General features: G+C 67.9%; 24 protein-coding genes. 12 read left to right on the forward strand and 12 right to left on the reverse strand.

What is annotated here, in order from left to right; all coding sequences use genetic code 11:
* Positions 1-57: 57 nt before the first annotated feature.
* On the reverse strand, positions 58-1,179 hold the full coding sequence (ald, locus tag ACFVJ3_RS18470) for an alanine dehydrogenase (protein ID WP_378453388.1): 1,122 nt from the start codon (positions 1,177-1,179) through the stop codon (positions 58-60).
* Positions 1,180-1,399: 220 nt separating this feature from the next.
* On the opposite strand from ald, the gene ACFVJ3_RS18475 reads away from it, so the two are divergent.
* The 3 genes from ACFVJ3_RS18475 to ACFVJ3_RS18485 all read left to right on the forward strand — a co-directional run bounded on the left by ACFVJ3_RS18475 (position 1,400) and on the right by ACFVJ3_RS18485 (position 4,668).
* On the forward strand, positions 1,400-2,770 hold the full coding sequence (locus tag ACFVJ3_RS18475; protein WP_378453389.1) for an aspartate aminotransferase family protein: 1,371 nt from the start codon (positions 1,400-1,402) through the stop codon (positions 2,768-2,770).
* Between the two features lie 88 nt (positions 2,771-2,858).
* On the forward strand, positions 2,859-3,887 hold the full coding sequence (locus ACFVJ3_RS18480) for a phosphotransacetylase (RefSeq protein WP_378453390.1): 1,029 nt from the start codon (positions 2,859-2,861) through the stop codon (positions 3,885-3,887).
* A gap of 49 nt (positions 3,888-3,936) precedes the next feature.
* Positions 3,937-4,668, forward strand: coding sequence for a sulfite exporter TauE/SafE family protein (locus ACFVJ3_RS18485; protein WP_378453391.1), 732 nt, complete (start codon positions 3,937-3,939; stop codon positions 4,666-4,668).
* A gap of 7 nt (positions 4,669-4,675) precedes the next feature.
* Here the strand turns inward: ACFVJ3_RS18485 and ACFVJ3_RS18490 are convergent, their stop codons facing one another.
* Positions 4,676-5,581, reverse strand: a complete 906-nt coding sequence (locus ACFVJ3_RS18490) for a LysR family transcriptional regulator (protein WP_378453392.1) — start codon at positions 5,579-5,581, stop codon at positions 4,676-4,678.
* 101 nt (positions 5,582-5,682) lie between these two features.
* On the opposite strand from ACFVJ3_RS18490, the gene ACFVJ3_RS18495 reads away from it, so the two are divergent.
* The 3 genes from ACFVJ3_RS18495 (at position 5,683) to ACFVJ3_RS18505 (ending at position 9,589) form a co-directional block, all read left to right on the forward strand.
* The gene (locus ACFVJ3_RS18495; protein ID WP_378453393.1) at positions 5,683-6,738 is read left to right on the forward strand and encodes a YeiH family protein; all 1,056 of its coding nucleotides are present in this window, start codon (positions 5,683-5,685) and stop codon (positions 6,736-6,738) included.
* Between the two features lie 199 nt (positions 6,739-6,937).
* Positions 6,938-7,900: an MBL fold metallo-hydrolase gene (locus ACFVJ3_RS18500; RefSeq protein WP_378453394.1), complete on the forward strand. Its 963-nt coding sequence runs from the start codon at positions 6,938-6,940 to the stop codon at positions 7,898-7,900.
* Between the two features lie 36 nt (positions 7,901-7,936).
* A complete protein-coding gene (locus ACFVJ3_RS18505) occupies positions 7,937-9,589 on the forward strand; it encodes an FAD-dependent monooxygenase (protein ID WP_378453395.1) in 1,653 nt (550 codons plus the stop codon).
* A gap of 39 nt (positions 9,590-9,628) precedes the next feature.
* Here the strand turns inward: ACFVJ3_RS18505 and ACFVJ3_RS18510 are convergent, their stop codons facing one another.
* The gene (locus tag ACFVJ3_RS18510) at positions 9,629-9,958 is read right to left on the reverse strand and encodes a cupin domain-containing protein (protein WP_378453396.1); all 330 of its coding nucleotides are present in this window, start codon (positions 9,956-9,958) and stop codon (positions 9,629-9,631) included.
* A 49-nt stretch (positions 9,959-10,007) separates the two neighbouring features.
* Here ACFVJ3_RS18510 and ACFVJ3_RS18515 point away from each other — a divergent pair, with 49 nt between their 5' ends.
* A complete protein-coding gene (locus tag ACFVJ3_RS18515) occupies positions 10,008-10,331 on the forward strand; it encodes a hypothetical protein (RefSeq protein ID WP_378453397.1) in 324 nt (107 codons plus the stop codon).
* A gap of 346 nt (positions 10,332-10,677) precedes the next feature.
* On the forward strand, positions 10,678-11,892 hold the full coding sequence (locus tag ACFVJ3_RS18520; protein WP_378453398.1) for a peptide MFS transporter: 1,215 nt from the start codon (positions 10,678-10,680) through the stop codon (positions 11,890-11,892).
* A gap of 33 nt (positions 11,893-11,925) precedes the next feature.
* Here the strand turns inward: ACFVJ3_RS18520 and ACFVJ3_RS18525 are convergent, their stop codons facing one another.
* The 5 genes from ACFVJ3_RS18525 to ACFVJ3_RS18545 are packed head-to-tail and all read right to left on the reverse strand — an operon-like array spanning position 11,926 to position 17,746.
* Entirely contained in the window at positions 11,926-13,995 is a 2,070-nt protein-coding gene (locus ACFVJ3_RS18525) for a heavy metal translocating P-type ATPase (RefSeq protein ID WP_378453399.1), read from the reverse strand.
* Positions 13,996-14,031: 36 nt separating this feature from the next.
* A complete protein-coding gene (locus ACFVJ3_RS18530) occupies positions 14,032-14,352 on the reverse strand; it encodes a metal-sensitive transcriptional regulator (protein WP_378453400.1) in 321 nt (106 codons plus the stop codon).
* Positions 14,349-16,619: a heavy metal translocating P-type ATPase gene (locus ACFVJ3_RS18535; RefSeq protein WP_378453401.1), complete on the reverse strand. Its 2,271-nt coding sequence runs from the start codon at positions 16,617-16,619 to the stop codon at positions 14,349-14,351. Before ACFVJ3_RS18535 ends, ACFVJ3_RS18530 begins: the two co-directional genes overlap by 4 nt.
* A complete protein-coding gene (locus ACFVJ3_RS18540) occupies positions 16,619-17,509 on the reverse strand; it encodes a hypothetical protein (RefSeq protein ID WP_378453402.1) in 891 nt (296 codons plus the stop codon). The genes ACFVJ3_RS18535 and ACFVJ3_RS18540 overlap by 1 nt, the downstream gene beginning before the upstream one ends.
* A gap of 30 nt (positions 17,510-17,539) precedes the next feature.
* A complete protein-coding gene (locus tag ACFVJ3_RS18545) occupies positions 17,540-17,746 on the reverse strand; it encodes a heavy-metal-associated domain-containing protein (protein WP_378453403.1) in 207 nt (68 codons plus the stop codon).
* Between the two features lie 122 nt (positions 17,747-17,868).
* Here ACFVJ3_RS18545 and ACFVJ3_RS18550 point away from each other — a divergent pair, with 122 nt between their 5' ends.
* Genes ACFVJ3_RS18550 through ACFVJ3_RS18560 form a run of 3 tightly spaced genes read left to right on the forward strand, consistent with a single transcriptional unit; the run spans position 17,869 to position 20,196 of the window.
* Positions 17,869-17,991 carry a hypothetical protein gene (locus ACFVJ3_RS18550; protein ID WP_378453404.1) on the forward strand — a complete coding sequence of 41 codons (123 nt, stop codon included), beginning with the start codon at positions 17,869-17,871 and terminating at the stop codon, positions 17,989-17,991.
* Positions 17,984-18,811, forward strand: a complete 828-nt coding sequence (locus ACFVJ3_RS18555) for a class I SAM-dependent methyltransferase (protein WP_378453405.1) — start codon at positions 17,984-17,986, stop codon at positions 18,809-18,811. Before ACFVJ3_RS18550 ends, ACFVJ3_RS18555 begins: the two co-directional genes overlap by 8 nt.
* A gap of 47 nt (positions 18,812-18,858) precedes the next feature.
* Positions 18,859-20,196, forward strand: coding sequence for an amylo-alpha-1,6-glucosidase (locus ACFVJ3_RS18560; RefSeq protein ID WP_378453406.1), 1,338 nt, complete (start codon positions 18,859-18,861; stop codon positions 20,194-20,196).
* 51 nt (positions 20,197-20,247) lie between these two features.
* Here ACFVJ3_RS18560 and ACFVJ3_RS18565 read toward each other — a convergent pair whose 3' ends face one another.
* From ACFVJ3_RS18565 to ACFVJ3_RS18580, 4 genes are all read right to left on the reverse strand, one after another.
* Positions 20,248-21,936: a flavin monoamine oxidase family protein gene (locus ACFVJ3_RS18565; protein ID WP_378453407.1), complete on the reverse strand. Its 1,689-nt coding sequence runs from the start codon at positions 21,934-21,936 to the stop codon at positions 20,248-20,250.
* Positions 21,933-22,733: a carbon-nitrogen hydrolase family protein gene (locus tag ACFVJ3_RS18570; RefSeq protein WP_378453408.1), complete on the reverse strand. Its 801-nt coding sequence runs from the start codon at positions 22,731-22,733 to the stop codon at positions 21,933-21,935. Before ACFVJ3_RS18570 ends, ACFVJ3_RS18565 begins: the two co-directional genes overlap by 4 nt.
* A complete protein-coding gene (locus ACFVJ3_RS18575; protein ID WP_378453409.1) occupies positions 22,730-24,187 on the reverse strand; it encodes an amino acid permease in 1,458 nt (485 codons plus the stop codon). The genes ACFVJ3_RS18570 and ACFVJ3_RS18575 overlap by 4 nt, the downstream gene beginning before the upstream one ends.
* 93 nt (positions 24,188-24,280) lie before the next feature.
* Complete coding sequence (locus ACFVJ3_RS18580) at positions 24,281-24,901, reverse strand: helix-turn-helix domain-containing protein (protein ID WP_378453410.1); 621 nt, start codon at positions 24,899-24,901, stop codon at positions 24,281-24,283.
* A gap of 108 nt (positions 24,902-25,009) precedes the next feature.
* Between ACFVJ3_RS18580 and speB the strand changes: the two genes are divergently transcribed.
* Complete coding sequence (gene speB / locus ACFVJ3_RS18585; protein ID WP_378453411.1) at positions 25,010-26,044, forward strand: agmatinase; 1,035 nt, start codon at positions 25,010-25,012, stop codon at positions 26,042-26,044.
* Position 26,045: the final 1 nt, after the last annotated feature.

The following is a 26,045-nucleotide window of genomic DNA, read 5'->3' on the forward strand; positions in this document are numbered from 1 at the left end:
GGCACGCCGAGAAGTTCTCGAACGAGCACTTCTCAGTATGCCGGGCCGGCGGCGAAATCAAACCAGGTTGAGCGCGTCGTCGACGCCGACCGACTCGATCCCGAGTGCGGCACCGACCGCATCGTTCGTCAGGCGCCCGGCGACGGTGCTGACACCGGCGCGGAGTGCGGCATTCTCCCTGGCCGCGCGCGCGAGGCCCTTCTCGGCGATCTGGAGGGTGTACGGCAAGGTCACGTTGGTGAGTGCGTACGTCGACGTGTGGGGCACCGCTCCCGGCATGTTGGCCACGCAGTAGAACACCGAGTCGTGGACCTTGAACGTGGGCTCCGCGTGGGTGGTGGGACGCGAATCCTCGAAGCAACCGCCCTGGTCGATCGCGATGTCGACGAGGACGCTGCCCGGCTTCATCCGCGAGACCAGCGAGTTCGAGATGATCTTCGGGGCCTTGGCGCCCGGGACGAGCACGGCACCGATGACGAGGTCGGCCTGCATGACCTCCTGCTCGATCGAGTAGGCGTTCGCGGCGAGGGTGCGGATCCGGCCCTGGTACATCCGGTCGGCGGCGCGCAGCTTGTCGACGTTCTTGTCGAACAGGACGACGTCGGCCCAGGTGCCTGCGGCGACGGCGACAGCGTTCATGCCCGATACGCCCGCACCGATCACGACGACGCGAGCCGGGGACACACCGGACACGCCGCCGATCAATACGCCGCGGCCACCCTCGGGGCGCATGAGTGCCTGCGCACCGACGAGCGGTGCGAGCCGGCCGGCGACCTCGCTCATCGGGAACAGCAGCGGCAGGGAACCGTCGGGAAGCTGAACGGTCTCGTACGCAACGGAATTGGTGCCGGCGGCGAGCAGTGCCCGGGTGCACTCCTCACCCGCGGCGAGGTGCAGGTAGGTGAACAACGTGAGGTCCGAACGCATCCGGTGGTATTCCTCGGCGATGGGCTCCTTGACCTTGAGCAGCAGTTCCGCGCTCTGCCACACCGCATCGGCGGAGTCGAGGATCTTCGCGCCGGCGGCACCGTAGGCGTCGTCGCCGATCGACGAGCCCTCCCCCGCACCGCGTTCCACGAACACGTCGTGCCCGTTGGCGACCATTTCGTGGACACCGGCGGGAGTGGCCGCCACCCGGTACTCGTGGTTCTTGACTTCCTTGGGGATACCGATCCTCATCTGAGACCTCCGTTAGCTGGGGCTGTTCGCCGCTCCGACCACACGTCGTGGTCCCCGAGCGATACCGAAGTCTGGATCACTCTGGCATGGGACCAGAAGGACCAGTTGAGCGCCGTCTACGGGGACCAGACTGGACCCGTCGAATACCGCTCTTCTGGCCCTGACCTGCGCTCTGCCTCGTCGGTATGTTGTGGATCACAGCCATTCGACAACGAAGGAGATGGTCGTGGACGTCACCGAATTGCGAGCACGGGCCCGCCGGCACCTCGGACCTCATTTCACCCGCAAGGACACCTGGGAAAGCGACTTCCCGGTGTTCGTTCGTGGCGAGGGAAGCTATCTGATCGACACCGAGGGGGACCGTTTCCTCGACGGTCTGGCAGGCCTGTTCTGCGTGAACATCGGTCACGGCCGCGACGACATCGCGAAGGCGGCGAGCGAGCAGATCGGGACGCTGGCGTACGCCTCGAACTGGGGCAGCGCGCACATTCCCGCGATCGAGGCGTCCGCGCTGATCGCCGACCTCGCGCCTGGTGATCTGGGGACGACCTTCTTCGTCAACTCGGGATCCGAGGCCGTGGAGACGGCCGTCAAGTTCGCCCGGCAGTACCACCGCAGCCAGGGCAACCCTCAGCGAACCAAGATCATCAGCCGCGAGATGGCCTACCACGGAACTACTCTCGGTGCGCTGTCGGTAACACAGCTGCCGAAGATCAAAGACCCGTTCGGCCCGCTGCTGCCCGGGGTTCGCTCCGTACCCAACACCCTTGGTTACCTCGGCGACTGCGGCCTGGCGAACGAACTCGACTGCATCGCCGCGATCGAAGCCGTCATCGAAGAAGAGGGCGCCGAGACCATCGCCGCCGTGTTCGCCGAGCCCGTTCAGAACGGGCGCGGCGCCCTCGTCCCGCCGGACGGATACTGGGCTGCGCTGCGCGCGCTGTGCGACAAGCACGGGATCCTGCTGGTCTCCGACGAGGTGATCTGCTCGTTCGGCCGCCTCGGCCACTGGTTCGGGCACGGACTGACCGGTGTGGTGCCGGACATGATCACATTCGCGAAGGGCTCCACCTCCGGATACGCCCCGCTCGGCGGCCTGATCGTGCGTGAGCAGCTGGTTCGCGAGCTCTACGACTCGCCCAAGGGCGGCGTGTTCACGCACGGCGCGACGTGGGGCGGACACCCGGTGTCGACGGCGGTGGCGGTCGCGAACATCACCGCGATGCGCGACGAGAACGTGCTGGGCAACGTCACCGCGCGCGGCCCGAAGTTGCGGTCGGCACTCGACTCCCTGATGAGCGCGCACCGCTGCGTCAAGGACGTGCGCGGCACCGGATTCTTCTACGCGATCGAATTGATGGCCGACAGCGACAGCGGCCGCGAGTTCACCGAGCAGGAGTCGCTGACGGTGTTGCGCAAGGTGCTGCCGGAGGCGTTCGCCCGCACCAAGGTGATTCTCCGCGGCGACGACCGCGGTGCCACGATGCTGATGATCTCGCCGCCACTCGTCGCCGACGACGAGGTGCTCTCGGAACTGCTCCACGGCATCGACAGCATGCTCACCGACATCGAGAAGGCAATCCAGCCGTAGGGAACGACAGTTCCCCGATTTCCAGCGGGTGGCGGTCGTCGAGATCGACGACCGCCACCCCTTTTCGTAGTGATGGGAGAGCGAGGCCATGGCCCCGGGCGTCACCGCTGTACCACCCACCGATGCTGCACGACTGAATGATTCGTCGCTGATCGACCACTGGATCGCCTCCCTGCGCGGGGAGAATCGGATCGTCGGTCTCGCGGACGGAGAAGACGAACGCGCGATCCGTGCGGCCCACCATCTGCACCACAAATGTGTCGTCTCGCCGCGGCTGTTCGGGCGGCGGGACGTCATCCGGCGTATCGCCGACGCCGCGGGGATCCCCCTGGCCGAGGAACTCGTCGTCGACCTCGCCGACGCGGCTGCCGACCCCGCGATCCGTGACGCCGTCGAATCGGGGTTCGCCAAATACCCCGATCGGATCGAGTCGGCGCTGTCCGACCCGGTGTGCCTCGCCGCGGCGGCACTGCGGGCCGGGGTGGTCGATGCCTGCGTCGCGGGTGCGAGCAGGCCGACGTCCGACGTGCTGCGGGCCGGACTGCGCATCGTGGGGCTCGCACCGGGTTCGAGCACCCTTTCCAGCTCGATCCTGATGTTGCTGCCGGACGGCAGGCAGCTGACGTTCTCCGACTGCGCCGTCGTACCCGACCCGACAGTCGAGGAACTGGTCGACATCGCGCTGGCCGCCAGCGCCACCCACTTCCAGCTCACCGAGCAGACTCCGATCGCGGCGATGTTGTCGTTCAGCACCCAGGGCAGCGCCAGCCACCCGCGAGTGGAGAAGGTCCGCGAGGCCGCTGAACTGGTGCGCGTCCGGGATCCGCAGTTGCACGTGGACGGTGACCTGCAATTCGATGCCGCGCTGGTCGCCGAGATCGGCGCGTCCAAGGCGCCCGGTTCGCGGGTCGCCGGCCGGGCGAATGTGCTGGTCTTCCCCAATCTCGATGCCGGTAACATCGGGTACAAAATTGCCCAGCGGCTCGGGGGTGCAATAGCCTTGGGGCCTATCCTGCAAGGCTTGGCCGCACCGTGGAACGACCTGTCCCGCGGATGCACCGGCAGCGACATCGAACTGATGGCGCTGGTGAGCGCAGTCCAGTCCCTGGCCACCTGAACATCAGACCTGCGCGGGAACGTGCCACCGGATCGAGAAGGGAGTCGCGATGACGATGCTCCTCGTGGGCGCCCTGTGCATCGGCATCGCGTCGGTCATCGGAGGCGCCACCGGGTTCGGGACGGCACTGATCGCGACGCCGGTGATGCTGATGGTCGGATTCGCCGTTCCCGAAGTGGTATTCGTCAATCTTGTGGCGGGGCTGATCACCCGGATCGGCGCCGCGTATCAGTTGCGAGAACACATCAGTTGGGGACGAGTGGCACTGCTCGGTGGTGGCAGCCTGCCCGGCGCCTGGCTGGGCGCGGTCACTCTCGGTCTGATGCCGGAGCAGTATCTGAAGCCGGCAGCGGGAGCCGTGGTGATGCTGTGCGGGCTTGCGATGGCGCTCCCGACCCGGGCGGAAGGCACGCGTGCGCCGTCCACGACCGCGCACGTCCTCACCGGCTCCGTGGGTGGCTACCTCGGAACAACAACATCGCTCAACGGACCGCCACCGGTCCTGTTGCTGATGCGAGCGCGGTTGCCACCGCTGGCTTTCATTGCCGATCTCGCAGGCTATTTCATCGTCGCGAACGTCATGGCGCTCGCTGTGCTGTGGTTCCGCGACGAAATCACGGAGTCGATGTTCTGGCCGCGACTCCCGGTTTTCGTCATTGCCGCGCTGATCGGCAACGTCACCGGGCTGGCGATCGCCCGCCGACTCCCGCCGGGGGTGTTTCGTTCCGCGGTCATCGTGCTGGTGATCGCCGCCGGTGCGGCCACCTGCATTCTCGGATGACAGCCGCTCAGGGCTCGACGCCGACCCGGCGGACCAGACGCACCAGTTCGCCTGCGGGACCGTCGAGCTGACGTGCGCCCCGCCACACGGCCCGCAGCACCCTGTCGAGCTCGAGACCGTCGACGTCGATCACCTTCAGCTCTCCGGCGCCGACCTGCTCCGCCACCGCGAGGGTGCTCATCACCGCGGGACCGACTCCGGCCAGCACGCTGGTGCGAATCGCGGCGGCACTGCCGAGCTCGAGAAGTGGTGCCGCCCGGTCGTACTCCTGTAGTGCCACGTCGAGCGTGGTCCGCGTGCCCGATCCCGGCTCGCGGACCAGGAGCGGTGTCAGCGCCAACTCGGCGACGGACAGCGCCTTCCGTCGCCGTGCCCACGGGTGGGTGGGGTGAACGACGACGACCAACCGGTCACGCGCGACTGTGAGACTCTTCAACGGTCGCGGCACCGTCGGCGATTCGACGAACCCGACGTCGCAGATCCTGCTGTTGATCCGCTCGAACACCTGAGTCGAGTTGTGCACCTGCAGGTGAATGGTCACGTCGGAGTGCAAGCGGCGAAACTGGCCCAGCCACCCCGGCATCAGGTGTTCCGCGACCGTCATGCTCGCACCCACCGTCAACTCGGCGGCGCGTTCCGCGCGCAGTCCCTCGGCCACGTCGAGCAGCCTGCGTGTGTCGGAGAGCACCCGACGTGCCCAGTGCGCGATCACGGTTCCCTGCGGTGTCAGTATCGAGCCCGTCGGGCTGCGCTGCAACAGTGTCATGCCGAACTGACGCTCGAGTTGCTTGATGGCGCGACTTGCATTCGGCTGCGCCATTCCGGCGAGTCTGGCGGCAGCGCTGAGGCTTCCGTGGTCGTCGACGCCGACGAGCAACTCGAGAACGGGGAACTCGGGCCATCTGCGGGACATGCACTGAGTATATGACCCTCGCGCAAGACATATCACTCTGATATATGTTCATGTCGAGATGACGGCTACCGGAGACGGCCGCGGTGACGGACCGTGGATCCATGAGTAGTCAACTGAGCGATTCGAAGTCCGGGGAACAGCGCGTCGAGAGCCCGGCAACGCTGCCGCGACTGCAGACCGCCACGGCCACTCTCCTGCCGGGTCTGGCGCTGTGCGCCGTCGCCACCGCCGTCGCGATGGGTGTCGGCCGGTTCCTTCCGACGGTGAGTCCGCTGCTCATCGCCATCGTGCTCGGCGCCGTGCTGTCGAACGTCGTGCATCTGCCCGAACGCCTGCGCCCGGGACTGCAGTTCTCCGCCAAGAAGCTGTTGCGGGTGGGTATCGCCCTCCTCGGACTCCAGTTGATGCTGAGCGACATTCTCGGACTGGGCTGGGGCGTCATCGTCGTGGTGGTGTCGATCGTCTGTCTGGGGATCGTGGGAACGATGTTTGCGGGCAAGCTGCTCGGCCTCAGCTGGACCCAGCGACTGCTCATCGCCTGCGGATTCTCGATCTGCGGTGCGGCCGCGGTGGCGGCGGTGGACGGTGTCGTGGACGCCGACGAGGAAGAGGTGATCACCGCGGTCGCCCTCGTCGTCATCTTCGGCACGCTCATGATCCCCGCGATCCCGCTGCTGTCGCGGGCGCTGGGACTCTCCGACACCGACGCCGGCCTGTGGGCGGGCGGGTCGATCCACGAGGTCGCGCAGGTCGTCGCCGCGGGCGGCGCGATCGGCGGTGCCGCCCTCGGCGTCGCCGCGGTGGTCAAACTCGCCCGCGTCCTCATGCTCGCCCCGGTCATGGCCGTGCTCAGCGTGCGTCAGCGCAGGCTCGCCGGCACCGACGCCGACGTGAAGCGGCCGCCGCTCGTCCCGTTCTTCGTCCTCGCCTTCCTCGCCTGCGTCGGCCTGCGGTCGTCCGGCCTACTGCCTGCCGGCCTGCTCGCCGACGCCAAGATCGTGCAGACCGCCCTCCTTACCGCCGCGATGTTCGCCCTGGGCGCCGGCGTCCAGATCGCGACGATCAAGAAGGTCGGCGCACGACCCTTCGTGCTCGCAGGCATCTCCACCGTCTGGGTCGCGTCGATCGCGCTGGTCGGGGTGTTGCTCGCGGGGTGATACCGCTACCCCACCGCCGTCTACCCCACCCCCGTCGCGACGAACGGGACGCTCGTTGCGTCAGATCGAACGAGCGTCCCGTTCGTTCGGTCGGGACAGTGGAAGCCCTGGCCAATTTTTGATCAAGGCTTTCATTATTTTGTGATCCGGGCTACTGTGGCCACCATCAATCAAACCTTTGATTAGTTAGGTGGATCGCATGAGCCCCACGAACTTCGCTTCGTCGGCCGACCTTGGTGAGAAGGAGCAGACCCTCGAGGTCCTCGCCGACGGTGTCTACGCCCTCACGGCCGAGGGGGATCCCAACATCGGCGCCATCGAGGGCGAGGACTTCGTCGTCTGCTTCGAGGCGCTCGCCACCCCGGTGGCCGCTCAGGACTGGTTGCGCAAGCTGCGCGAGCACACCGACAAGCCGGTCCGGTACCTGGTGCTCTCGCACTACCACGCCGTCCGCGTGCTCGGTGCGTCCGCGTTCGACGCCGAGACCATCGTGTCGCACGAGACCACCCGCGCCCTCATCGAGGAGCGTGGAAAGGAAGACTGGGCAAGCGAATTCGGCCGCATGCCGCGGCTGGCCAAAGCTGCCGACTCGGTGCCCGGACTGACGTGGCCCACCCTGACGTTCGCCGACAAACTCACCATCGATCTCGGCGGCGGACGCGGCGACCTCGTGCTCCAGCACTTCGGCCGCGGACACACCGAGGGCGACATCACCGCGTGGCTGCCGAAGCAGAAGATCCTCTTCGCCGGCGACCTCGTCGAGGCGCAGGCCGCGCTCTACACCGGCGACGCCTTCCACAGCGACTGGTCCACCGGCACACTCGACCGGATCAAGGCGCTCGGCGCGGAGATCCTGATCGGCGGACGCGGCGCCGTCTCCCACGGTCGGGAGGCCGTCGATGCCGCGATCGAGCAGACCCGCCACTTCATCGAGGTCATGCTGGCCGAGGTCGGGGCGGTGCAGCAGCGCGGCGGCACCCTCAAGGAGGCGTTCGAAGCCACCCACGCCGCACTGAACGAGCAGTACGGGCACTGGCCGATCTTCGAACACTGCCTCCCGTTCGACGTTTCCCGCGTGTGGGACGAGCTGTCGGGCATCGAACGGCCCGTCATCTGGACCGCCGAGCGTGACCGCGAGGTCTGGGACCAGTTGCAGGGCTGAAGTCCGTCACCGTTTCACACTGACAAGGCGAGGATCATGGGAAGACGACACACCCGCGGCGGCACGGTCGCCGTCGTGGGCAACGGCCCGGTGGGGCAGACGACGGCGTTGCTGCTGGCGCGCTGGGGCATACCGGTGACGTTGCTCGACGCCCGGCCCGAACGCGACCCGATCGGATCGAAGGCCATCTGCCAGCAGCGGGATGTCCTCGAGGTGTGGGACGCGATCGGCGTCGGCAGGCAGCTGGCCGACGAGGGCGTGACGTGGGGGTGCGCCCGCACGTTCCACCGCGACCACGAATTGTTCGCGCAGACGTTCGTCGACCGCGGCATCTCGTCGTTCCCGCCGTTCGTCAACATCTCCCAGGCCCGGACCGAGGAACTGCTCGACGAGCGGATCGCGGCCACGTCGTCGATCGACGTCCGGTGGGGATACGAGGCCACGTCCGTGGATCAGGACGAGACCGGCGTCACCATCACCTGCCGCACCGGCTCCGGGGAGCAGACCGTCACCTCGGACTACGCGGTGGTGGCCGTGGGGTCGCGGGGCAGCGCGATCCGGCGGCAGCTGGGTGTCACGTTCGACGGTCGCTCGTTCGACGACAAGTTCCTGATCTGCGACATCGCCGCTGACATCCCGGGCTGGGCCGACGAGCGCCGCTTCTACTTCGACCCCGAGTGGAACCCGGGCAGGCAGGTGCTCATCCACCCGTGCCCGGACTCGACGTTCCGCATCGACTGGCAGGTGCCCGGCGAGTACGATCTCGAGGCCGAGGAGAAGTCGGGCGCGCTGGACGCGCGGATCCGGAAGATCATCGGCGACACCGACTACCGCATCGTGTGGAAATCGGTGTACCGCTTCCACTCCCGGGTCGCGAACCGGATGCGCGTCGACCGGGTGCTGCTCTCCGGGGACGCCGCGCACGTCGTGTCCCCGTTCGGGGCGCGAGGCCTGAATTCCGGTGTCGCCGACGCCGAGAACGCGGCGTGGAAGCTCGCGTTCGTCCTGCGGGGCTGGGCCGACGAGTCGCTGCTCGAGACGTATCACACCGAGCGGCACGCGGCGGCCGTCGAGAATATTGCGGTCACCACGGCGACGATGGATTTCCTCGTCCCACAGTCCGAGGACCAGCATCGGCACCGGCGCGACGTGCTCACCGCGGCGGTCACCGACTCGCAGGCGCGGGCACAGGTCGACAGCGGTCGCCTCGCCGAGCCGTTCTGGTACGTCGAATCGGCCCTGACCACAATGGATCCGGAAAGACCCTTCGCCGGTCGCCCCGAGCGTGGATGCACCCCGGCTGCGGCGCCGGGAATCCTCGTGCCGGACACGCCGGTGACGCTGCGCGGCGGTGCCGGCACCCGTCTCCGTGACATCGCCCGGCACGGAATCCTGCTTCTCGCGGGTGACGGCGTGGACGTCGACGAGATCCGCAGCGCGGCCCTCGGCGCGGTGCATACCCCGCTCCGCCTCGTCCGGCTGTCGGAGGTCGACGGCACCGGCGCCCTCACCGCCGCGTTGGACGCGAAGCCCGGCGAGGTGTGGGTCATCCGCCCCGACGCCTACATCGCGGCGGTCACCGACACGGTCGACGGGCTGGTGTCCGCGTTGTGCCGGATCACCGAACCCGGTGCCACCGCAACGGAATCCGTCGTCGACGTGATCACCTCCGCGCCTCGGGCGTCGTAGAGGGGCGCCGCGGGCTGCTCCCGTATCGACGGATCGCCGTCAGTAGCTCGGTAGCGACATCATCCAGAGCGCTACCGCCGGATTGCCGTCGATCTCCCGGGCGCGGTGCGGGCTGGCGCTCGCGTACGCGACGCTGTCGAGTGCGTTGAGCACGTCGGTGTGCTCACCGACGGTGATCTCGATGCGGCCGGAGATGACCAGCAGAACTTCTTCGGAGTCGCCGTGTGCGTACAGCTCGTCGCCGGAGGTTCCGTACGGGTCGAACTCCCCGATGAACGATTCGAGCTGGCGATGGGTGGTCGGCGTGATGCGGACCTTGCGCGCGTTGGTGCCGAAGGCATTGAAATGGGCGGTGCGGTACCGGTGCACAGCGGTTGTCCCCCTCGCCGCCGCTCACGCGTGGTGCGGTGTGCTCGGGGTGACCCGCGACTGGTCACCGGTCATCGACAACGACCCCAGCAGCAAGATCCTGCGCATGGGCGGCTACGCCGGCCAAGGTCTGACGGCCGACCATCTCGCCGGCCGCATCGCTTCCGACCTGATCCTGCAGGGCGATACCAAGCTCTCCACGTTGCCCTGGGTTCGCCAGATGCCCAGACGCTGGGAACCCGAACCGCTCCGGTGGATCGGCGCACACGGCCTCTATCGCATCTACTCGATCGCCGACGTTCTCGAGGCTCGAGCGGCCGGCCCTCGCACCTCCCGACTCGCGCTGATGGCCGACAAGATCGCCGGGCGCTGATCTCTCACCACCAGCACGCGCTCAGCGCCGAGGCGCCGGTACGAACTACATCCCCTTCCCCGAACCCAGGGAGAGACATGACCGAGATCGACAAGAGCGTCGCAACCGAGTACCACCCCACGGTGGAGCGGAAGAGGTCCGACTCATTCGGGCAACCCAGGGGTCTATGGAACCTGGCGTTCACCGAACTGTGGGAGCGTTTCAGCTTTTACGGCTTGCAAGGAGTTCTCAGCTTCTATCTGTTGTACTCGCTCAGCGACGGTGGACTCGATCTCGCGCCGGCGACCGCGGTCAGTATCGTCGGCGCCTACGGCGGCTCGGTGTACCTGTCTCAAATCCTCGGGGCATGGATCGCCGATCGGCTGATCGCGCCTGGCGAATGGTCCTCTACGGCGCCATCGTCATCACCCTCGGCCACGTCACCCTCGCGGTACTCGACGGCCTCTCGGGCCTGGCCTTCGGGCTCACACTCATCGTCCTGGGTACCGGCGCGCTCAAGACGAACATCACCTCGATAGTGGGCATGCTCTATGCCGACAATCGCCCCGCGCGCGACGCCGGTTTCTCGTACTTCTACATGGCCATCAACACCGGCTCCGCATTCGGACCGCTGCTCACCGGATTCACTCAGAGCAGATGGGGATTCCACGCAGCCTTCAGCCTCGCCGCCGTCGGAATGGTCGGCGCGCTGATCCAGTACTCGTGGAAGATGCGCGACCTCCCCGCCGAGGCCGGCGTCGTCAAGAATCCCATCGCCCGCACCCAGTTGCCCTACGCGTTGGCTACCGTCGCCGCCGTGACGGCGTTCGTGGTCGCCCTTTGGCAGTTCGGGCTCGTCGACAACACCAACCTCTCGCGCTTCGTCGGGGCCGTCATCCTCGTCGCCGCGATCATCTACTTTACCGTGATCCTGCGTTCGCAGAACGTGACACCGGCGGAGAAGCGTCGTATGAGGGGCTTCATCCCCCTGTGGATCGCAAGCCTGCTGTACTTCGGATTCCTGTTCCAGAAGTTCACCACCATCTCGGTGTTCATCAAGGATCGGGTCGATCTCGACGTCGGTGGCTGGCAGGTACCCGCCCCCTGGCTGACCACGATCAGCCCGGTCTCCGCGGTCCTGCTCACCCCTCTCGTCGCCATGTTGTGGACGAAACTCGGTACTCGCCAACCGACTACGTCCGCGAAGTTCGCCATCGGCCTGACCATGGTCGGCTGCGCCTACCTACTGCTGCTGCTCTCGCAGTTCTTTCCCGACAAGACCGTGCCGCCGCTCCTGGTTCTCGTCAGCATGGCCGTTGCCGGTTCATCCGAAATCTTCGTCGGACCGGTCGGACTCGCACTGGCCACGCGCATCGCACCCGATCGATTCAAGGCGCAAACCGTGGCACTGCTCTTCCTGACTCTCGCCGGTGGATCGACGCTCTCCGGCCTTCTCGGCGGACTGTTCACCACCATCTCCACCGGAACGTTCTTCCTCGTCGTCGGGTCCGGAGCCGTCCTACTGGGAGCGGTGCTGTTCGTCCTCTCCCGCACGATCGAAGCACTGACCGACAGCAGATAGCGAGGGCTCCGGCAGGGGCGACGCAGACCGCGGTCAGGGTCGACTCAGCCGTTCCGGATCCAGATCGAGTCGTCGCAGCAGCTGCGCGTTGAGTGCGACGACGATCGTGGAGACGGACATCAGGATCGCCGCCACCGCGGGTGAGATCGCGACCCCGGCGAACGCGAGGACACCGGCGGCCAACGGGACGGCGATGATGTTGTATCCGGTGGCCCACACCAGGTTCTGCCACATCTTGCGGTAGCTCGCCTGGGACAGGTCGATGATCGAGAGCACGGCGCGGGGGTCGTCGGCAGCGAGCACGACACCCGCCGATTCGATGGCGACGTCCGTGCCGGCCCCGATCGCGACGCCGACATCCGCGCGGGCGAGTGCGGGAGCGTCGTTGACGCCGTCGCCGACCATCGCCACCCGGTGGCCACGGGTCTGGAGTGCGGCGACCTCGGCGTCCTTGTTCTCCGGCAGCACGTCGGCGAACGCTTCGTCGATGCCGAGATCGGCGGCGACGGCGTCGGCCACCTGGCGGGCGTCTCCGGTGATCATCGCGACCTTCACGCCGCGCTTGTGCAGGGCGTCGATCGCCTGCCGGGACTCCTCGCGGACAGCGTCCTCGAGCGCCACCGCGCCGAGCACCCGCCCGTCGCGGACAACGTGCAGGACGGAGGCGCCGCGTTCGACCCACCGTTTCGTTTGCGCGGCAACGTCGCCGGGGACCGTCACGTTCAGTTCGGCGAGCATCGCCGGTCCGCCGACGGTCACTTCGTCGCCGTCGACGTTCGCGCGCACTCCCCGGCCCGGCAACGACCGGAAGTCGGATGCGGTGCGTCGCTCATCCGCGGGCACCTTCGACGCCGCCTCGGCGACGATGGCCCGAGCGACCGGGTGCTCGCTGTCGGCCTCCACGGCGCCGGCGAGCGCGAGCAGTTCGCTCTCGGTGACACCCGCGGTGGTGACCACTCCGGTGACGACGTGCCTGCCCTGGGTCAGGGTGCCGGTCTTGTCGAACAGGACGACGTCGACGTTGCGCATGCGTTCGAGTGCCAGTCGATCCTTCACGAGGACACCGGCCTTCGCGGCGCGCTCGGTGGAAATGGCGATCACGAGGGGTATCGCCAGGCCGAGCGCGTGCGGGCAGGCGATCACCAGAACGGTGACGGTCCGCACCACGGCCTCGTCCACGTTGCCGAGCAGCGACCACACCACGAACGTGAGAAGCCCTGCGATCGAGGCGAAGTAGAACAGGAACGCCGCGGCGCGGTCGGCGAGGGCCTGCGCCCGGGACGAGGAGGACTGCGCGTCGGCGACCAGTCGCTGGATCCCGGCGAGGGCGGTGTCCTCCCCCACCGCGCCCACCTGGATCCGCAGCGCGCTGTCGGTGGCGACGGTGCCGGCCACCACGGTGTCGCCGACCGACCGTGGGACAGGGTTGGATTCGCCGGTGATCATCGATTCGTCCACCTCCGCGCGGCCGTCCTCGACGGTGCCGTCGGCGGGGATGCGGCCACCGGCCCGTACCAGCACCAGGTCGCCGGTGGCGAGTTCGGAGACGGGCACCTCGGTGACGCCGTCGTCGGTGACCCGGTCGGCGGTGTCCGGGAGCAGCGCGGCGAGCGCGTCGAGGGCGCCGGACGCCGACCCCAGCGCCCGCATCTCCAGCCAGTGGCCGAGGAGCATGATGACGATGAGAAGCGCCAGCTCCCACCAGAAGTCGAGGTTGAAGCCGCCGATTTGCAGGGTCGTCACCCACGACGCGAGGAACGCGACCGTGATCGCCATGCCGATCAGCAGCATCATGCCGGGCCGCCGCGACTTCAGCTCACTCCACGCGCCGGTGAGGAACGGCGCGCCGCCGTAGAAGAAGATCGCGGTGCCGACCACCGGCGGAATCCACGACGCACCGGGGAAGTCGGGGACGGTGTAGCCGAGGAGGTCGGCGAACATGTGGCTGAACACCACCACCGGCACCGACAGTGCGAGACTGATCCAGAATTTTTGCCGGAACACCTCACCGTGGGACCCGTGACCGGCATGCCGATCGGCGTTGTCGGTGTGTCCGGTGTGCCGAACCTGTTCCACTTCCTGCTGCTGGTGATCGTGAGACATGCCTGCTCCCTCGGAAGCTGCTCTCGTGGTCTGGTTTCAGGAACGCACCAGTCGTGCGATGGCGTCGGTGGCTTCCTTGATCTTCGCGTCCGCCTCGGTGCCGCCCGCGACGGCGGCGTCGACGACGCAGTGGCTGATGTGGTCTTCGAGCAGACCAAGCGCCACAGCCTGCAGCGCCTTGGTCATGGCAGAGACCTGGGTGAGGATGTCGATGCAGTACTTCTCGTCCTCGACCATCCGCTGCAGACCCCGCGCCTGGCCCTCGATACGGCGCAGTCGCTTGAGGTAGTCGTCCTTCGCGCTGATGTACCCGTGACCGGTTGTGTGATCGTGGTCGGTGGTCGGTTGCTCGGTCATGAGTGTTCCCCTCGGGTGGGAGTGGTCAGGGGCTGGAAGCGACGCAGTCGCAGGCTGTTGCTCACGACGAACACCGATGAGAATGCCATGGCGGCGCCGGCCAGCATGGGGTTGAGCAGGCCCGCCGCCGCCAGCGGCAACGCCGCGACGTTGTAGGCGAAGGCCCAGAACAGGTTGCCCTTGATCGTGCTCAACGTCCTGCGCGACAACCGGATCGCGTCGGCGGCGGCCCGGAGGTCGCCGCGCACGAGCGTGAGGTCGCTGGCCTCGATGGCCACGTCCGTGCCGGTTCCCATGGCGAGACCGAGGTCGGCCTGCGCGAGAGCGGCGGCGTCGTTGACCCCGTCGCCGACCATCGCGACCACCTTGCCCTCGGCCTGCAGACGCTTGATCACGTCGACCTTGTCCTGGGGCAGGACCTCCGCGATCACCTCGTCGATGCCGACCTGGGCGGCGATTGCCCGGGCCGCGGATTTGTTGTCGCCGGTGAGCATGATCGGGGTGAGACCCAGTTCGCGGAACTGCGACACCGCCTCGCGGGAGGTGGGTTTCACGGTGTCGGCGACCACGAGCACGCCGCGTGCCTTGCCGTCCCAGCCGATCCCGACGGCCGTCTTGCCTTCGGACTCGGCCGCGTCGATGACGCGCTGCAGTTCCGTGGTGAGGTGCAGCGACCAGTCGCGGAGCAGTTTCGCGCGGCCGATGACCACCGCGTGTCCGCCGATCATGCCCTGGACGCCGAGCCCCGCGATGTTGGTGAACTGTTCGACGTCGGGGAGCGTGTGCAGCCGCTCCTTCGCACCGCGGGTGATCGCCCGCGCGATGGGGTGCTCGGACGCGTCCTCGAGCGCGCCGGCGAACCGGAGAACCTGCTCCTCGTCCTGGCCGTCCGCGGCGACCACATCGTGCAGCGACATCGTGCCGGTGGTGACGGTGCCGGTCTTGTCGACCACCACGGTGTCGACTCGCCGCGTCGATTCCAGAACTTCGGGTCCCTTGATCAGGATGCCCAGCTGGGCCCCGCGTCCCGTGCCGACCATGAGGGCGGTCGGGGTGGCGAGTCCGAGCGCACACGGGCACGCGATGATCAGGACGGCGACCGCGGCGGTGAACGCGGCGGCGACCGAACCGCCGGTCCCGATCCAGAAACCGAGGGTCGCGACCGACAATGCGATCACGATCGGGACGAAGATGCCGGAGATCCGGTCGGCCAGGCGTTGCACCTCGGCCTTGCCGGTCTGCGCGTCCTCGACCATCCATGCCATCTGCGCGAGCTGGGTGTCGGCTCCGATCCGGCTGGCGCGAACCACGATTCGGCCGCCGACGTTGACCGTCGCACCCGCCACCTCGGAGTCCGGCGACACCTCGACCGGAACGGATTCACCGGTCAGCATCGACGCGTCCACCGCCGACGAACCTTCGACGACGACGCCGTCGGTGGCGATCTTCTCGCCGGGACGGACCACGAAGAGGTCGCCGACCTCGAGTCGGTCGATGCCGATCAGCTGTTCGGTGCCGTCCCGCAGCACCGACACTTCCTTGGCGCCCAGTTCGAGTAGCGCCCGCAGTGCCGCTCCCGCCCGGCGTTTGGCGCGGGCCTCGAAGTAACGGCCGGCGAGGATGAACGTGGTGACGCCTGCCGCGGCCTCCAGATAGATATTGCCGGTGCCGTCGACCCGCGCGATCGTGAGCTCGAACGGGTGCGTCATCCCCGGCATGCCGGCGGTACCCCAGAACAGGGCGTACAGTGACCACCCGAACGCGGCCAGCGTGCCCATCGACACCAGGGTGTCCATGGTCGCGGTGCCGTGCCGCAGATTCGTCCAGGCGGCCTTGTGGAACGGCCACGCACCCCAGACCACGACCGGGGCCGCGAGGGTGAGCGAGAGCCACTGCCAGTTGGTGAATTGCAGCGCCGGGATCATCGCCATCGCGATGACGGGGACCGTCAGCACCGCCGACACGAGCAGCCGCTGCCGCAGTGCCGCCGCTGGGTCCTCTTCCTCCGGGGCCGGGGGCTTCACCTCGGGCAGTCGCGCCGTGTACCCGGCCTGCTCGACTGTGGCGACCAGGTCTTCGGGCGAGACGTCGGCGGCGTCGTAATGGACGCGGGCCTTCTCCGTCGCATAGTTGACGGTCGCGGTGACGCCGTCGAGTTTGTTCAGCTTGCGCTCGATGCGGTTGGCGCACGACGCGCAGGTCATCCCGCCGATGGCCAGTTCGATCTGGGAATCGGGCAGTGCCGCGATGTCGGCCCCGCGGGTCATCACTTCTCCTCCGGTCCGGCGGTGGCGGTGAACTCCGCGGTGTGGACGGCGCCGGCGTGCTGGAAGTCCAGGAACAACCGGTAGTCGCCCGCGCCGGGCGCCGTGACGGCGAAATCGATCCCGGGACCCGCCGCGGTGACGCCGTCGCCGGGATGTCCGTCCGGGTGCACGTGCAGGTATCCGAGGTCGGTGGTGCGCAGCGCCACCAGGTGACCGTACGCGCCGAGGTAGGGCTGCAGATCGGTGACGGGCTGTCCGTCGCGGCTCACCGCGAGGGTCACGTTCGACGTCTCTCCCGGTCGGAGCGTGCCGTCGAGGGTGACGGTGTACCCGTCCACGGTGGTGGTCGGTGCGGGAGCGGGCAGTTCCTGCGGGTCGTAGGTGCCCGCGACGCGCAGGTCCGTGCCCAGGGTGACGCCTTCCCCGCCTGCCGGGGTGAAGTCCGCGAACACGCGGTAGTCGCCGCCGCGGGCGAGGTCGAGGGGGATGCTCCACGTTCCGGCCGCGTCGAGCGTCGGGTGCACGTGCTGGAATCCGGCGAGGTCCCGGCGGACGACGATCAGGTGCAGCAGCTTCTCGTGCTCCACGGCGTAATCCGTCACGGGTACCCCCGAGGGGTTCGTGATCCGGAACTGCACCGGGACCCCGGCACCGGCGGTGACCTGGTCGGATGCGAGTTCGAGGGTGTAGCCGTTCGCAGTGGGCGTCAGTCCGCCCGGGGTCGGGTCGGCGGCGGCGTCGTGGCTTGCCGCCCCGTGTCCGTCGTCCTCGGCCGTGTGCGCGGCGGGCTCGGCCACATCCGGGCCGACAACCGACCCGAGGGCGAGCGCGGCACCGAAGATCACGACGAGTCCGACGGTGAATCCGGCGAACTTGCCGGTTGCGTTCATGATGGGGCTCCTGTGCTGGAGTTTGCCGGCTCAGCCGGCGATTGAGTATCCGGCTTCCGCGACGGCATCCGCGACGGCGCCCGGGTCGAGGTCGGTGGTGCTCTCGATGACGACCTTGCCGGTGGCCAGATCGACGTTCACGGCGGTGACGCCGGGGAGTTCGTTGATCTCCTCGGTTACCGAGGACACGCAGTGGTCGCAGGTCATGCCGGTGACGGTAACGCTGGAGGTGCTCACGGGGGTTCGCCTCTCTTCGGGGTATCGATGTCTTCTCTGAGAGCTACCATACCCCCCTACCGTATTCCCGCAAGCGTGTGCCGAGTCCGCGTTCCTCTCCCACGCGGACCCGAAAAAAGTGATTGAGTGAGGTACCGCATCTCACCGGGAAACGGAGCCTGGCAATGTCGATGGACACGTTGCGCACCCTGATGCTGCGCCGCAAACCGCTCACCGAGAACTCCGACCTGGTGCGGAATGCCTGACGACGGCCGGAAACGGGTGGATGCCACCACCCTGACCGGTGTTCCCGCGACGATGATGTGGACGCTCCGCAACCGTGCCGTCGAGGCGTCGCGTCCGGGCAGCACGTTCGCCGACCCGCTTGCAGTGACGCTCTACGAGACCCTCGACTATCCGTACGAGAACTTCGGGAAACCGGGCCAATCCCACGCACTGCGCGCTCGGGCCTTCGACGACGAGATACGGGCGTTCCTCGCCGACCACCCCGGCGGAACGGTCGTCGCCCTCGGTGAAGGATTGCAGACCAGCTACTGGCGGATCGGCGACCCCGACGTCCGGTGGGTGTCGATCGACCTGCCCGAGGTGGTCGCCCTGCGCACACAACTCCTGCCGGACGAGCCGAACGTCACCACACTCGCGGTGTCCGCGCTGGACCGCTCGTGGATGGACCACGTCGACACCGGTCGGGGCGTGTTCGTCTCGGCCGAGGGCCTGCTGATGTATCTGCCCGCCGACGAGTCGCTGTCCCTGATCGGCGAATGCGCCCGGCGTTTCCCAGGCGGTCGGATGATGTTCGATTCGGTGCCGAAATGGTTCAGCCGCAAGACGCAGAAGGGAATGCGGATCCACGGCGACTACACCGTCCCGCCGATGCCGTTCCACCTCTCCGCCGGCGACGCGGCGGACCTGCCCGGACAGGTGCCGGACCTCGCGTTCACCCGCGAGGTGACGCTGCCCCTCGGCCGGGGTCTGTGGGGGTCGACCCTGCTCCGCAGACTGTCGGAACTGCGGCCGCTGCGCGACTCGCGTCCGACGCTGACCCTGTGCGGATTCGCGGGCTGAACCCCGTCCGACGAGCGATGTGGGCCGACCAGCAGCAGAATGGTGCAATGGCGGACCGCGGATTCACCCCGACACAGCTCGCGGCACGTGCCGCGTACCTGCTTCGCGGCAACGACCTCGGCACGATGACGAGTGCCGCGCCGCGCCTGTACCCGCACATGTGGAGTTGGGACGCGGCGTTCGTCGCGGTCGGATTGGCGCCCCTGAGCGTGGAGCGGGCCGTCGTCGAACTCGACACCCTGCTGTCGGCGCAGTGGAAGAACGGGATGATCCCGCACATCGTGTTCGCGAACGGCGTCGACGGATACTTCCCCGGTCCCGGGCGGTGGGAGTGCGGGACCCTCGCCGCCCACGCGCCGAGCGGCACGCAGACGTCGGGGATCACCCAGCCGCCCGTCCACGCCATCGCGGTGCAGCGCATCCTCGATCACTCACGCAGGCACGGTCGCAGCACCCGTGCCGTCGCCGAGGAGTTCCTCGACCGGCGCTGGCCCGACCTCGTGCGCTGGCACCGCTGGCTGGCCAACGCCCGCGACCTCGACGGCAACGGCCGGATCGCGCTGTACCACGGCTGGGAGTCCGGCATGGACAACTCGCCGCGCTGGGACCACTCGTACGCCAACGTCGTGGCCGGGGTGATGCCCACGTATCTGCGCGAGGACCTGTCCCACGTCACCGACACGGGACAGCGGCCGTCGAACGGCGAGTACGACCGCTACCTGTGGCTGCTCGAGGAGATGAAGACGGTCCGCTACGACGACGAGGAACTGGCCACCGCCATGAGCTTCGCGGTGGAGGACGTGTTCGTCAGTGCCGTGTTCTCGATGGCGTGCGAGGTGCTCGCGACCATCGGCGAGGAACACTCGATGCCGAACTCCGATGTCCGGGAACTGCACGGGTGGGCCGCCCGGTTCCGGCAGGGCGTCCTCACCACCACCGACGAACGGTCCGGGGCGGCACGCGATTTCGATCTGCGCAGCGGCCGGTGGATTTCCACCGAGACCCTGGCCATGTTCTCCCCCTTGCTGTGCGGCGGCCTGAGCCGTGACGCCGAACGCGCTCTGCTCCGCACGTTCGAGGGGCCGAAATTCTGCGGCCACCCCGACCTCCGGTACGCCGTGCCGCCGTCGACGTCGCCGGTGTCGGGCGACTTCCGCCCGCGCGAGTACTGGCGCGGTCCGGTGTGGCCGGTGATGACGTGGCTGTTCTCCTGGGCGTTCGCCCGGCGCGGGTGGGCCGAGCGCGCCCACCTGCTGCGGTCCGAGGGGCTCCGGCAGGCCAGCGACGGCAGTTTCGCCGAATACTACGAACCGTTCACCGGTCAGCCCCTCGGCAGCATGCAGCAGTCGTGGACGGCCGCCGCAGTTCTGGACTGGTTGGGCTGAGCCCCCGTGAGTACTTATTAACCGCGGGACGTTAATAAGTACTCACGGGCGCTAGTCGCACAAGCGGATCGGGCCGAGTTCGGCGTACCGGTCGCCGGGGCCGGGGTTGTCGGCCGGGGTGGCGCCGCCCAGATGGTGCATCACGCCCCAGACGGCGTTGAGCGCGGTCTGCACGGCGCCCTCCGCCCAGCCTGCGGTCCAGGAGATGTCGTCGCCGGCCAGGAAGATGCCGCGATGTCGCGGGTCGAGTTCGTCCTGCACGAAATGGCTGAACAGCCGTTCCTGGTACCGGTAGTGACCGGGGAGGTTCGCCTTGAACGCCCCCATGAAGTCGCGTTCGGTCTCCCAGGACAGCGTGACCGGCGTCGAGATGATGTGACTGCGGAAGTCGACACCCGGGTAGATCTCCTCGAGCGACTTGATCATGAGGTTCATCCGCTCCGTCGCGTCGAGCGGCAGGAGCTTGAGCGAATCGTCGGACCACGTGTAGGACAGGCAGATCAGGCCGGGCTTGTCGTCGCCGTGGTCGAGGAGGTAGGTGCCGCGGCTCATCCGGTCCGTCAGGGTCATGCTGACGAGGTCGCGGCCGGTCACCGGATCCTTGTCCTTCCAGAACGGACGATCCACGAGGGCGAACACCTTCGTCGACCCCATGTAGTGGGTGCGCTCGATGGCGGTCCAGTGGTCGATCGGGAACAGGTCGTCGTCGCAGTGAATGTTGTTGAGCAGCATCCAGCTCTGCGCCGTGAAGACCGCGGCGGGGTAGGTGCGGATCTCACCGGACGAGTCGGTGACCGTTACCTGGTGCGGTGCGGTTCGCCGGACCTCGGTGACGCGGGGACGGGTGGCTCCGCCGTTCAGCGCACGCACCGACGTGCCGTCCGGCCAGTGCGCGATCCCCGACGGGGTGTCGGTCCACAGGCGCAGGGGCAGTTGCTGCGACCCGCCGACGATGCCGCGGTGGTGGTCGTCGGCGGCGGTGATGACGACGCGCAGGATCTCGAGGATCGAATTGGGGAAGTCGGTGTCCCAGCCGCCCGTTCCGAAACCGACCTGGCCGAACACTTCCCGATGCCGGAACGACGCGAAGTGCTTGGATCCGGCGAGGAAACCGTAGAACGTCTGATCGTCCAGCCGGACCACCAGGTCGTTCCAGATCCGCTTGAGTTCGGCGGTGTCACGGTCGCGGATCGCTTGCTGGAGCGGAATCAGCTCGGCGTGATCCTCGAGCGTGCGCTGCCACGCATCCGAGACCTCCCGGAAGACGGGCGGCAGGTCGTCGAGGTGCTGCGCGTAGTAGCTTTCGCCCTTGAGGTCGATGACCGTGCTGGGGGTGCTGTCGGCGAGCGGGTTCGGGAACGCCTCGGTCCGCAGTCCCATGGCGTCGAGGTAGTGGAACAGGGTGGTCGACGACGGTGGGAACCGCATCGCACCCATCTCGGCCACCACGTCCGGGTGCCCGTCGAACGGCTGCGACCGCATCCGGCCACCGATCTGATCGGCTTCGTAGACAATCGGTTTCAGGCCCAGCTTCGTCAGCTCGTACGCAGTGACCATTCCCGACAGTCCGCCGCCGATGACTGCCACCTCGGTGCCGTGGCGATCGGCGGGCACCGCGCCGAGACCCGACCGGTGCGTGATGTAGTCGTCGTAGGCGAACGGGAAGTCGGGGCCGAACATGGTGAGCGGCCGGGGATCGGTGTCCGCGGCGGTGCTGTCCGGAGTGACGGGGATCGTCATGAAGTCTTCTCCTGCATGAAGGGGTAGAGGTCGAGGCGTCGGTCGTCGAGATGGGTGTTGTCGCGGCGGGATCGGTGGAGGACGTCGAGTTCGAGGTCGACGATCGCCAGCTCCTCGTGGCGGCCTGCGCGGGCGAGTTCGGTGCCGTCGGGCGCGATCGCGCAACTGGACCCGCAGTAGTCGAGGTCGGCTTCGGTGCCGCACCGGTTGACGTACGTGACGAACAGCTGACTCTCGTAGGCCCGGGTCGGGACGACGCTCTCCGCGATGAATTCGTACGGGCTCATCAGGCCGGTGGGGACGACGAGCCACTGGGTTCCCCGGTCGGCATGTGCGCGAACGGCTTCCGGAAACTCGACGTCGTAGCAGATCAGGATTCCGCACCGGATTCCGGCGTGGTCGAACTGGACCACCAGTTCGTCGCCGGCGGCGAAGTGCGACCGGTCGAGCTCACCGAACAGGTGCGTCTTGCGGTAGTTCGCGAGCGACGTACCCGACGGGTCGACAACCTGCACGCTGTTGTAGACGATGCCCGCGTCCGCCTCGGGGTATCCGTAGACGACGGCGATCCCGGACTCGCGGGCGATCTCCGCGATTCGCGTCGCAATCGGTCCGTCGGCGGGTTCGGCCCGCTCCGCGATCAGCGATCCGATGTTGTAGCCGGTGGCCGCCATCTCCGGGCAGACCAGGATGGACGCCCCGGATGCTGCCGCCGTCTGCGCGGCGGAGGCGATGGCGGAGAGGTTCGCCGCGACGTCGAAGGAGAGTTCGGGACCTTGGAACAGTGCTGCCCTCATCGTGCCGTCACCTCTTCCGGGTTGCTGCGGAGTTCGGACTTGCGGACGCCGTAGGCGAAGTAGATCGCGAGCCCGACTGCCATCCACAGAGCGAACGCCACCCACGTCGAGACGCCCAGGCCGAACAGCAGCAGCGCGCAGAACACGACGCCGAGGACCGGCATCAGTGGGAACAGCGGGGTCCGGAAGCTGCGGTGCAGGTCGGGGTGGCGGCGGCGCAGGATGATGACGGCGATGTTGACGAGCATGAACGCGAACAGCGAGCCGATGCTCGTCGCGTCGGCCAGTTCGCCCAGCGGCACGAACCCCGCGAGCGCGGAGACGACACCGCCGACGACCACGATGTTGACGACGGGCACCCGGGTGCGCGGGTTGACGCGGGAGAAGACCCGCGGAACGAGACCGTCGAGCGACATCGCGTACAGGATGCGGGTCTGCCCGTACATCACGGCGAGGACGACGCTGGCGATGGCGATCACCGCGCCCGCCGACAGGAGGATGGCGGGCCAGGTGCTGGTGGTCGCGGCATTCAGGATGGTCGCGAGTGCGGCGCCCTCCCCCGCGATGTCCTGCCAGGGCATCGCGCCGACAGCCGCGATCGCGACCAGACAGTAGAGGATCGTGACGATCAGGAGCGAGAGGATGATGGCGCGGGGAAGGTCGCGTTTCGCGTTCTTCGCCTCGTCGCCGGCGGTCGAGGCGGCGTCGAACCCGATGTAGGCGAAGAACACCTGGGAGGCCGCGGCCGTCACGCCTGCCGCGCCGAGGGGGATGAACGGCGTGAAGTTTCCGGCACGGAACGCGGTGAACGCGACAGCACAGAAGAACACGAGCACGAGGATCTTCAGTGCGACCATGACCGTGTTCACCAGGGCGCTCTCGGAGGCTCCCCGGGTCAACAGTGCCACCGCGACGAGCACGATGACGATGGCGGGCACGTTGACGATGCCGCCCGCTCCCGGTGATTCGCTGATCGCGGCGGGTAGCGCGATGCCGAACATGCCGTGGAGTAGTTCGTTGATGTACTCGCCCCAGCCGACGGCGACGGCCGCGACCGAGACGCCGTACTCGAGCATCAGGCACCAGCCGCAGATCCACGCGAAGAGTTCGCCCATCGTCGCGTAGGTGTACGAGTACGAGCTGCCGGAGACGGGGATGCTGCCGGCGAGTTCCGCGTAGGAGAGGGCGGAGAAGAGCGCGGTAAACGCCGCGAGCACGAAGGCGAGGACGACGGCGGGGCCGGCCTTGGGTGTCGCCTCGCCGAGGATGACGAAGATGCCCGTGCCCAGCGACGCACCGATGCTCAGCGCGGTGAGGTGCACCAGGCCCATCGACCGCTTGAGTCCGTGACCGGGTTCCTGGTCGTTGCGCGCCACGATCGCGTCGACCGATTTACGGGCGCGGAGTGCGCCGGCCAGTCCCGGCGGGCGCGGAGAAATCTTGGTGATGTCCAACGTTGAGCTCCTGAGCGGTGGAGTGATGTGGACAACAATGAACGGGCGAGCCGTGGCTGTCAACACATGTTTCCTAAACCGCTTGACGGTTTCCTAGCGGGAGGTGGGCCGGACGTCGTCCGGTAGTGCGGGGGCCAGAATCCACAGAACGGTCGCGGTGTCGTCGCCGAGCGCGCGGAAGCTGTGCGGCAACTGGGGAGAGAAGGTGAACGCGTCCCCGGCCGCGAGCGACACGTCCTCCCCAGCCCCCGGGCCGTTGAAGGAAATGCAGATCCGACCGGAGACGACGTAGACGAATGCGACGTCGACCGGCAGTTCGTACGTTTCCGAGCCGCTCCCGCCGCCGGGTTCGATCCGGCTCAGGAGCGACTGGATGCGGCGCTCGCCGAACGGTGTCAGCAGGAACTCGGCCATGCGCTCCCCGCCGAAGCTGATCGGCGGGTAGTTGTCGGCACGCACGACCTCTCCTGCGGCGGAGCTTTCGAACAGGGACCCGACGGGAATGTTCAGGGCGGCGCAGATCCGCACCAGCGTGGCGACGGATGCGCTCGCGTGGTCCCGCTCGATCTTCGACAGGTAGCCCTTGGTGATGCCGCAGCTCGCCGCCAGATCGTCGAGGGTGAGGCGCTGGGCCTGCCGGGCCGCCTTGAGCCGGGGGCCGATCCTGGGCGCGTCGACGCCCGACGCACCTTCGGTTGCGAGCTCGTTCGCCATGCATCGATCCTTCGTCGTGTCTCGTATAGGAAACAGGTGTTGACAATAATGCGTTCCAGGGAAACGATACGACGACGCCACGTCTCCGGCACACACCGAAGGATTCCGATGAGTACAGACGACAGCAGGGCCCACGACGCGACCCGCATCCAGGGCCCCGTCGACGCCACCCGCACGCCGCGCTACGCCGAACCCAGCACGTTCGCCCGCCTCCCCCGGCTCGACGAGGTGTCCCGCGCCGACGTCACGGTGATGGGCGTCCCGTTCGACTCCGGCGTCAGCTACCGTCCCGGCGCACGCTTCGGCCCCGGCCACATCCGCGCCTCGTCGAAGCTCCTGCGTCCGTACAACCCCGCACTCGACGTGCACCCCTTCGCGGCGCAGCAGGTCGCCGACTTCGGCGACATCGGCGTCAACCCGTTCGACATCCAGGAAGCCCTGGCCACCGTCGACGGCGCCGTCACCGACCTGCGCAAGGACGGCTCGACCGTGCTGACGCTCGGCGGCGACCACACCATCGCCCTGCCGATCCTGCGTTCCCTCGCCCGCGACCACGGCCCCATCGCCGTCCTGCACTTCGACGCGCACCTCGACACGTGGGACACCTACTTCGGCGCCCCCTACACGCACGGCACCCCGTTCCGGCGGGCCAGCGAGGAGGGGCTGATCGACCTCGAGCGGTCGCAGCACATCGGCATCCGCGGCCCGCTGTACAGCAAGAAGGACCTCGAGGACGACGCGGTTCTCGGTTTCCAGGTCATCCGCTCCGACGACTACGAGGTGGACGGCGTCGCCAGCATCGTCGAACGGATGCGTCGACGGCTCGACGGCGGACCGGTCTACGTGTCCGTGGACATCGACGTCCTCGATCCCGCGCACGCGCCGGGCACCGGAACACCCGAGGCCGGCGGCATGACGTCCCGCGAGTTGCTGAACACGCTGCGCGGACTCGTCGGCCTGAACGTGGTCGGCGCCGACATCGTGGAGGTCGCGCCCGCATACGACCACGCCGAAATCACCGGCATCGCGGCAGCGCACGTCGCGTACGAGTTGCTGTCGGTTCTCGCGATCAACGCATCGGCGGCCCCGGGCCGGGCTGCGCGCGGCGAGACGCTCCGGCAGGCGGCGTACGTGACGAAGTGAC

Source organism: Rhodococcus sp. NPDC127593, from assembly GCF_042671975.1.
GTDB lineage: Bacteria > Actinomycetota > Actinomycetes > Mycobacteriales > Mycobacteriaceae > Rhodococcus_F.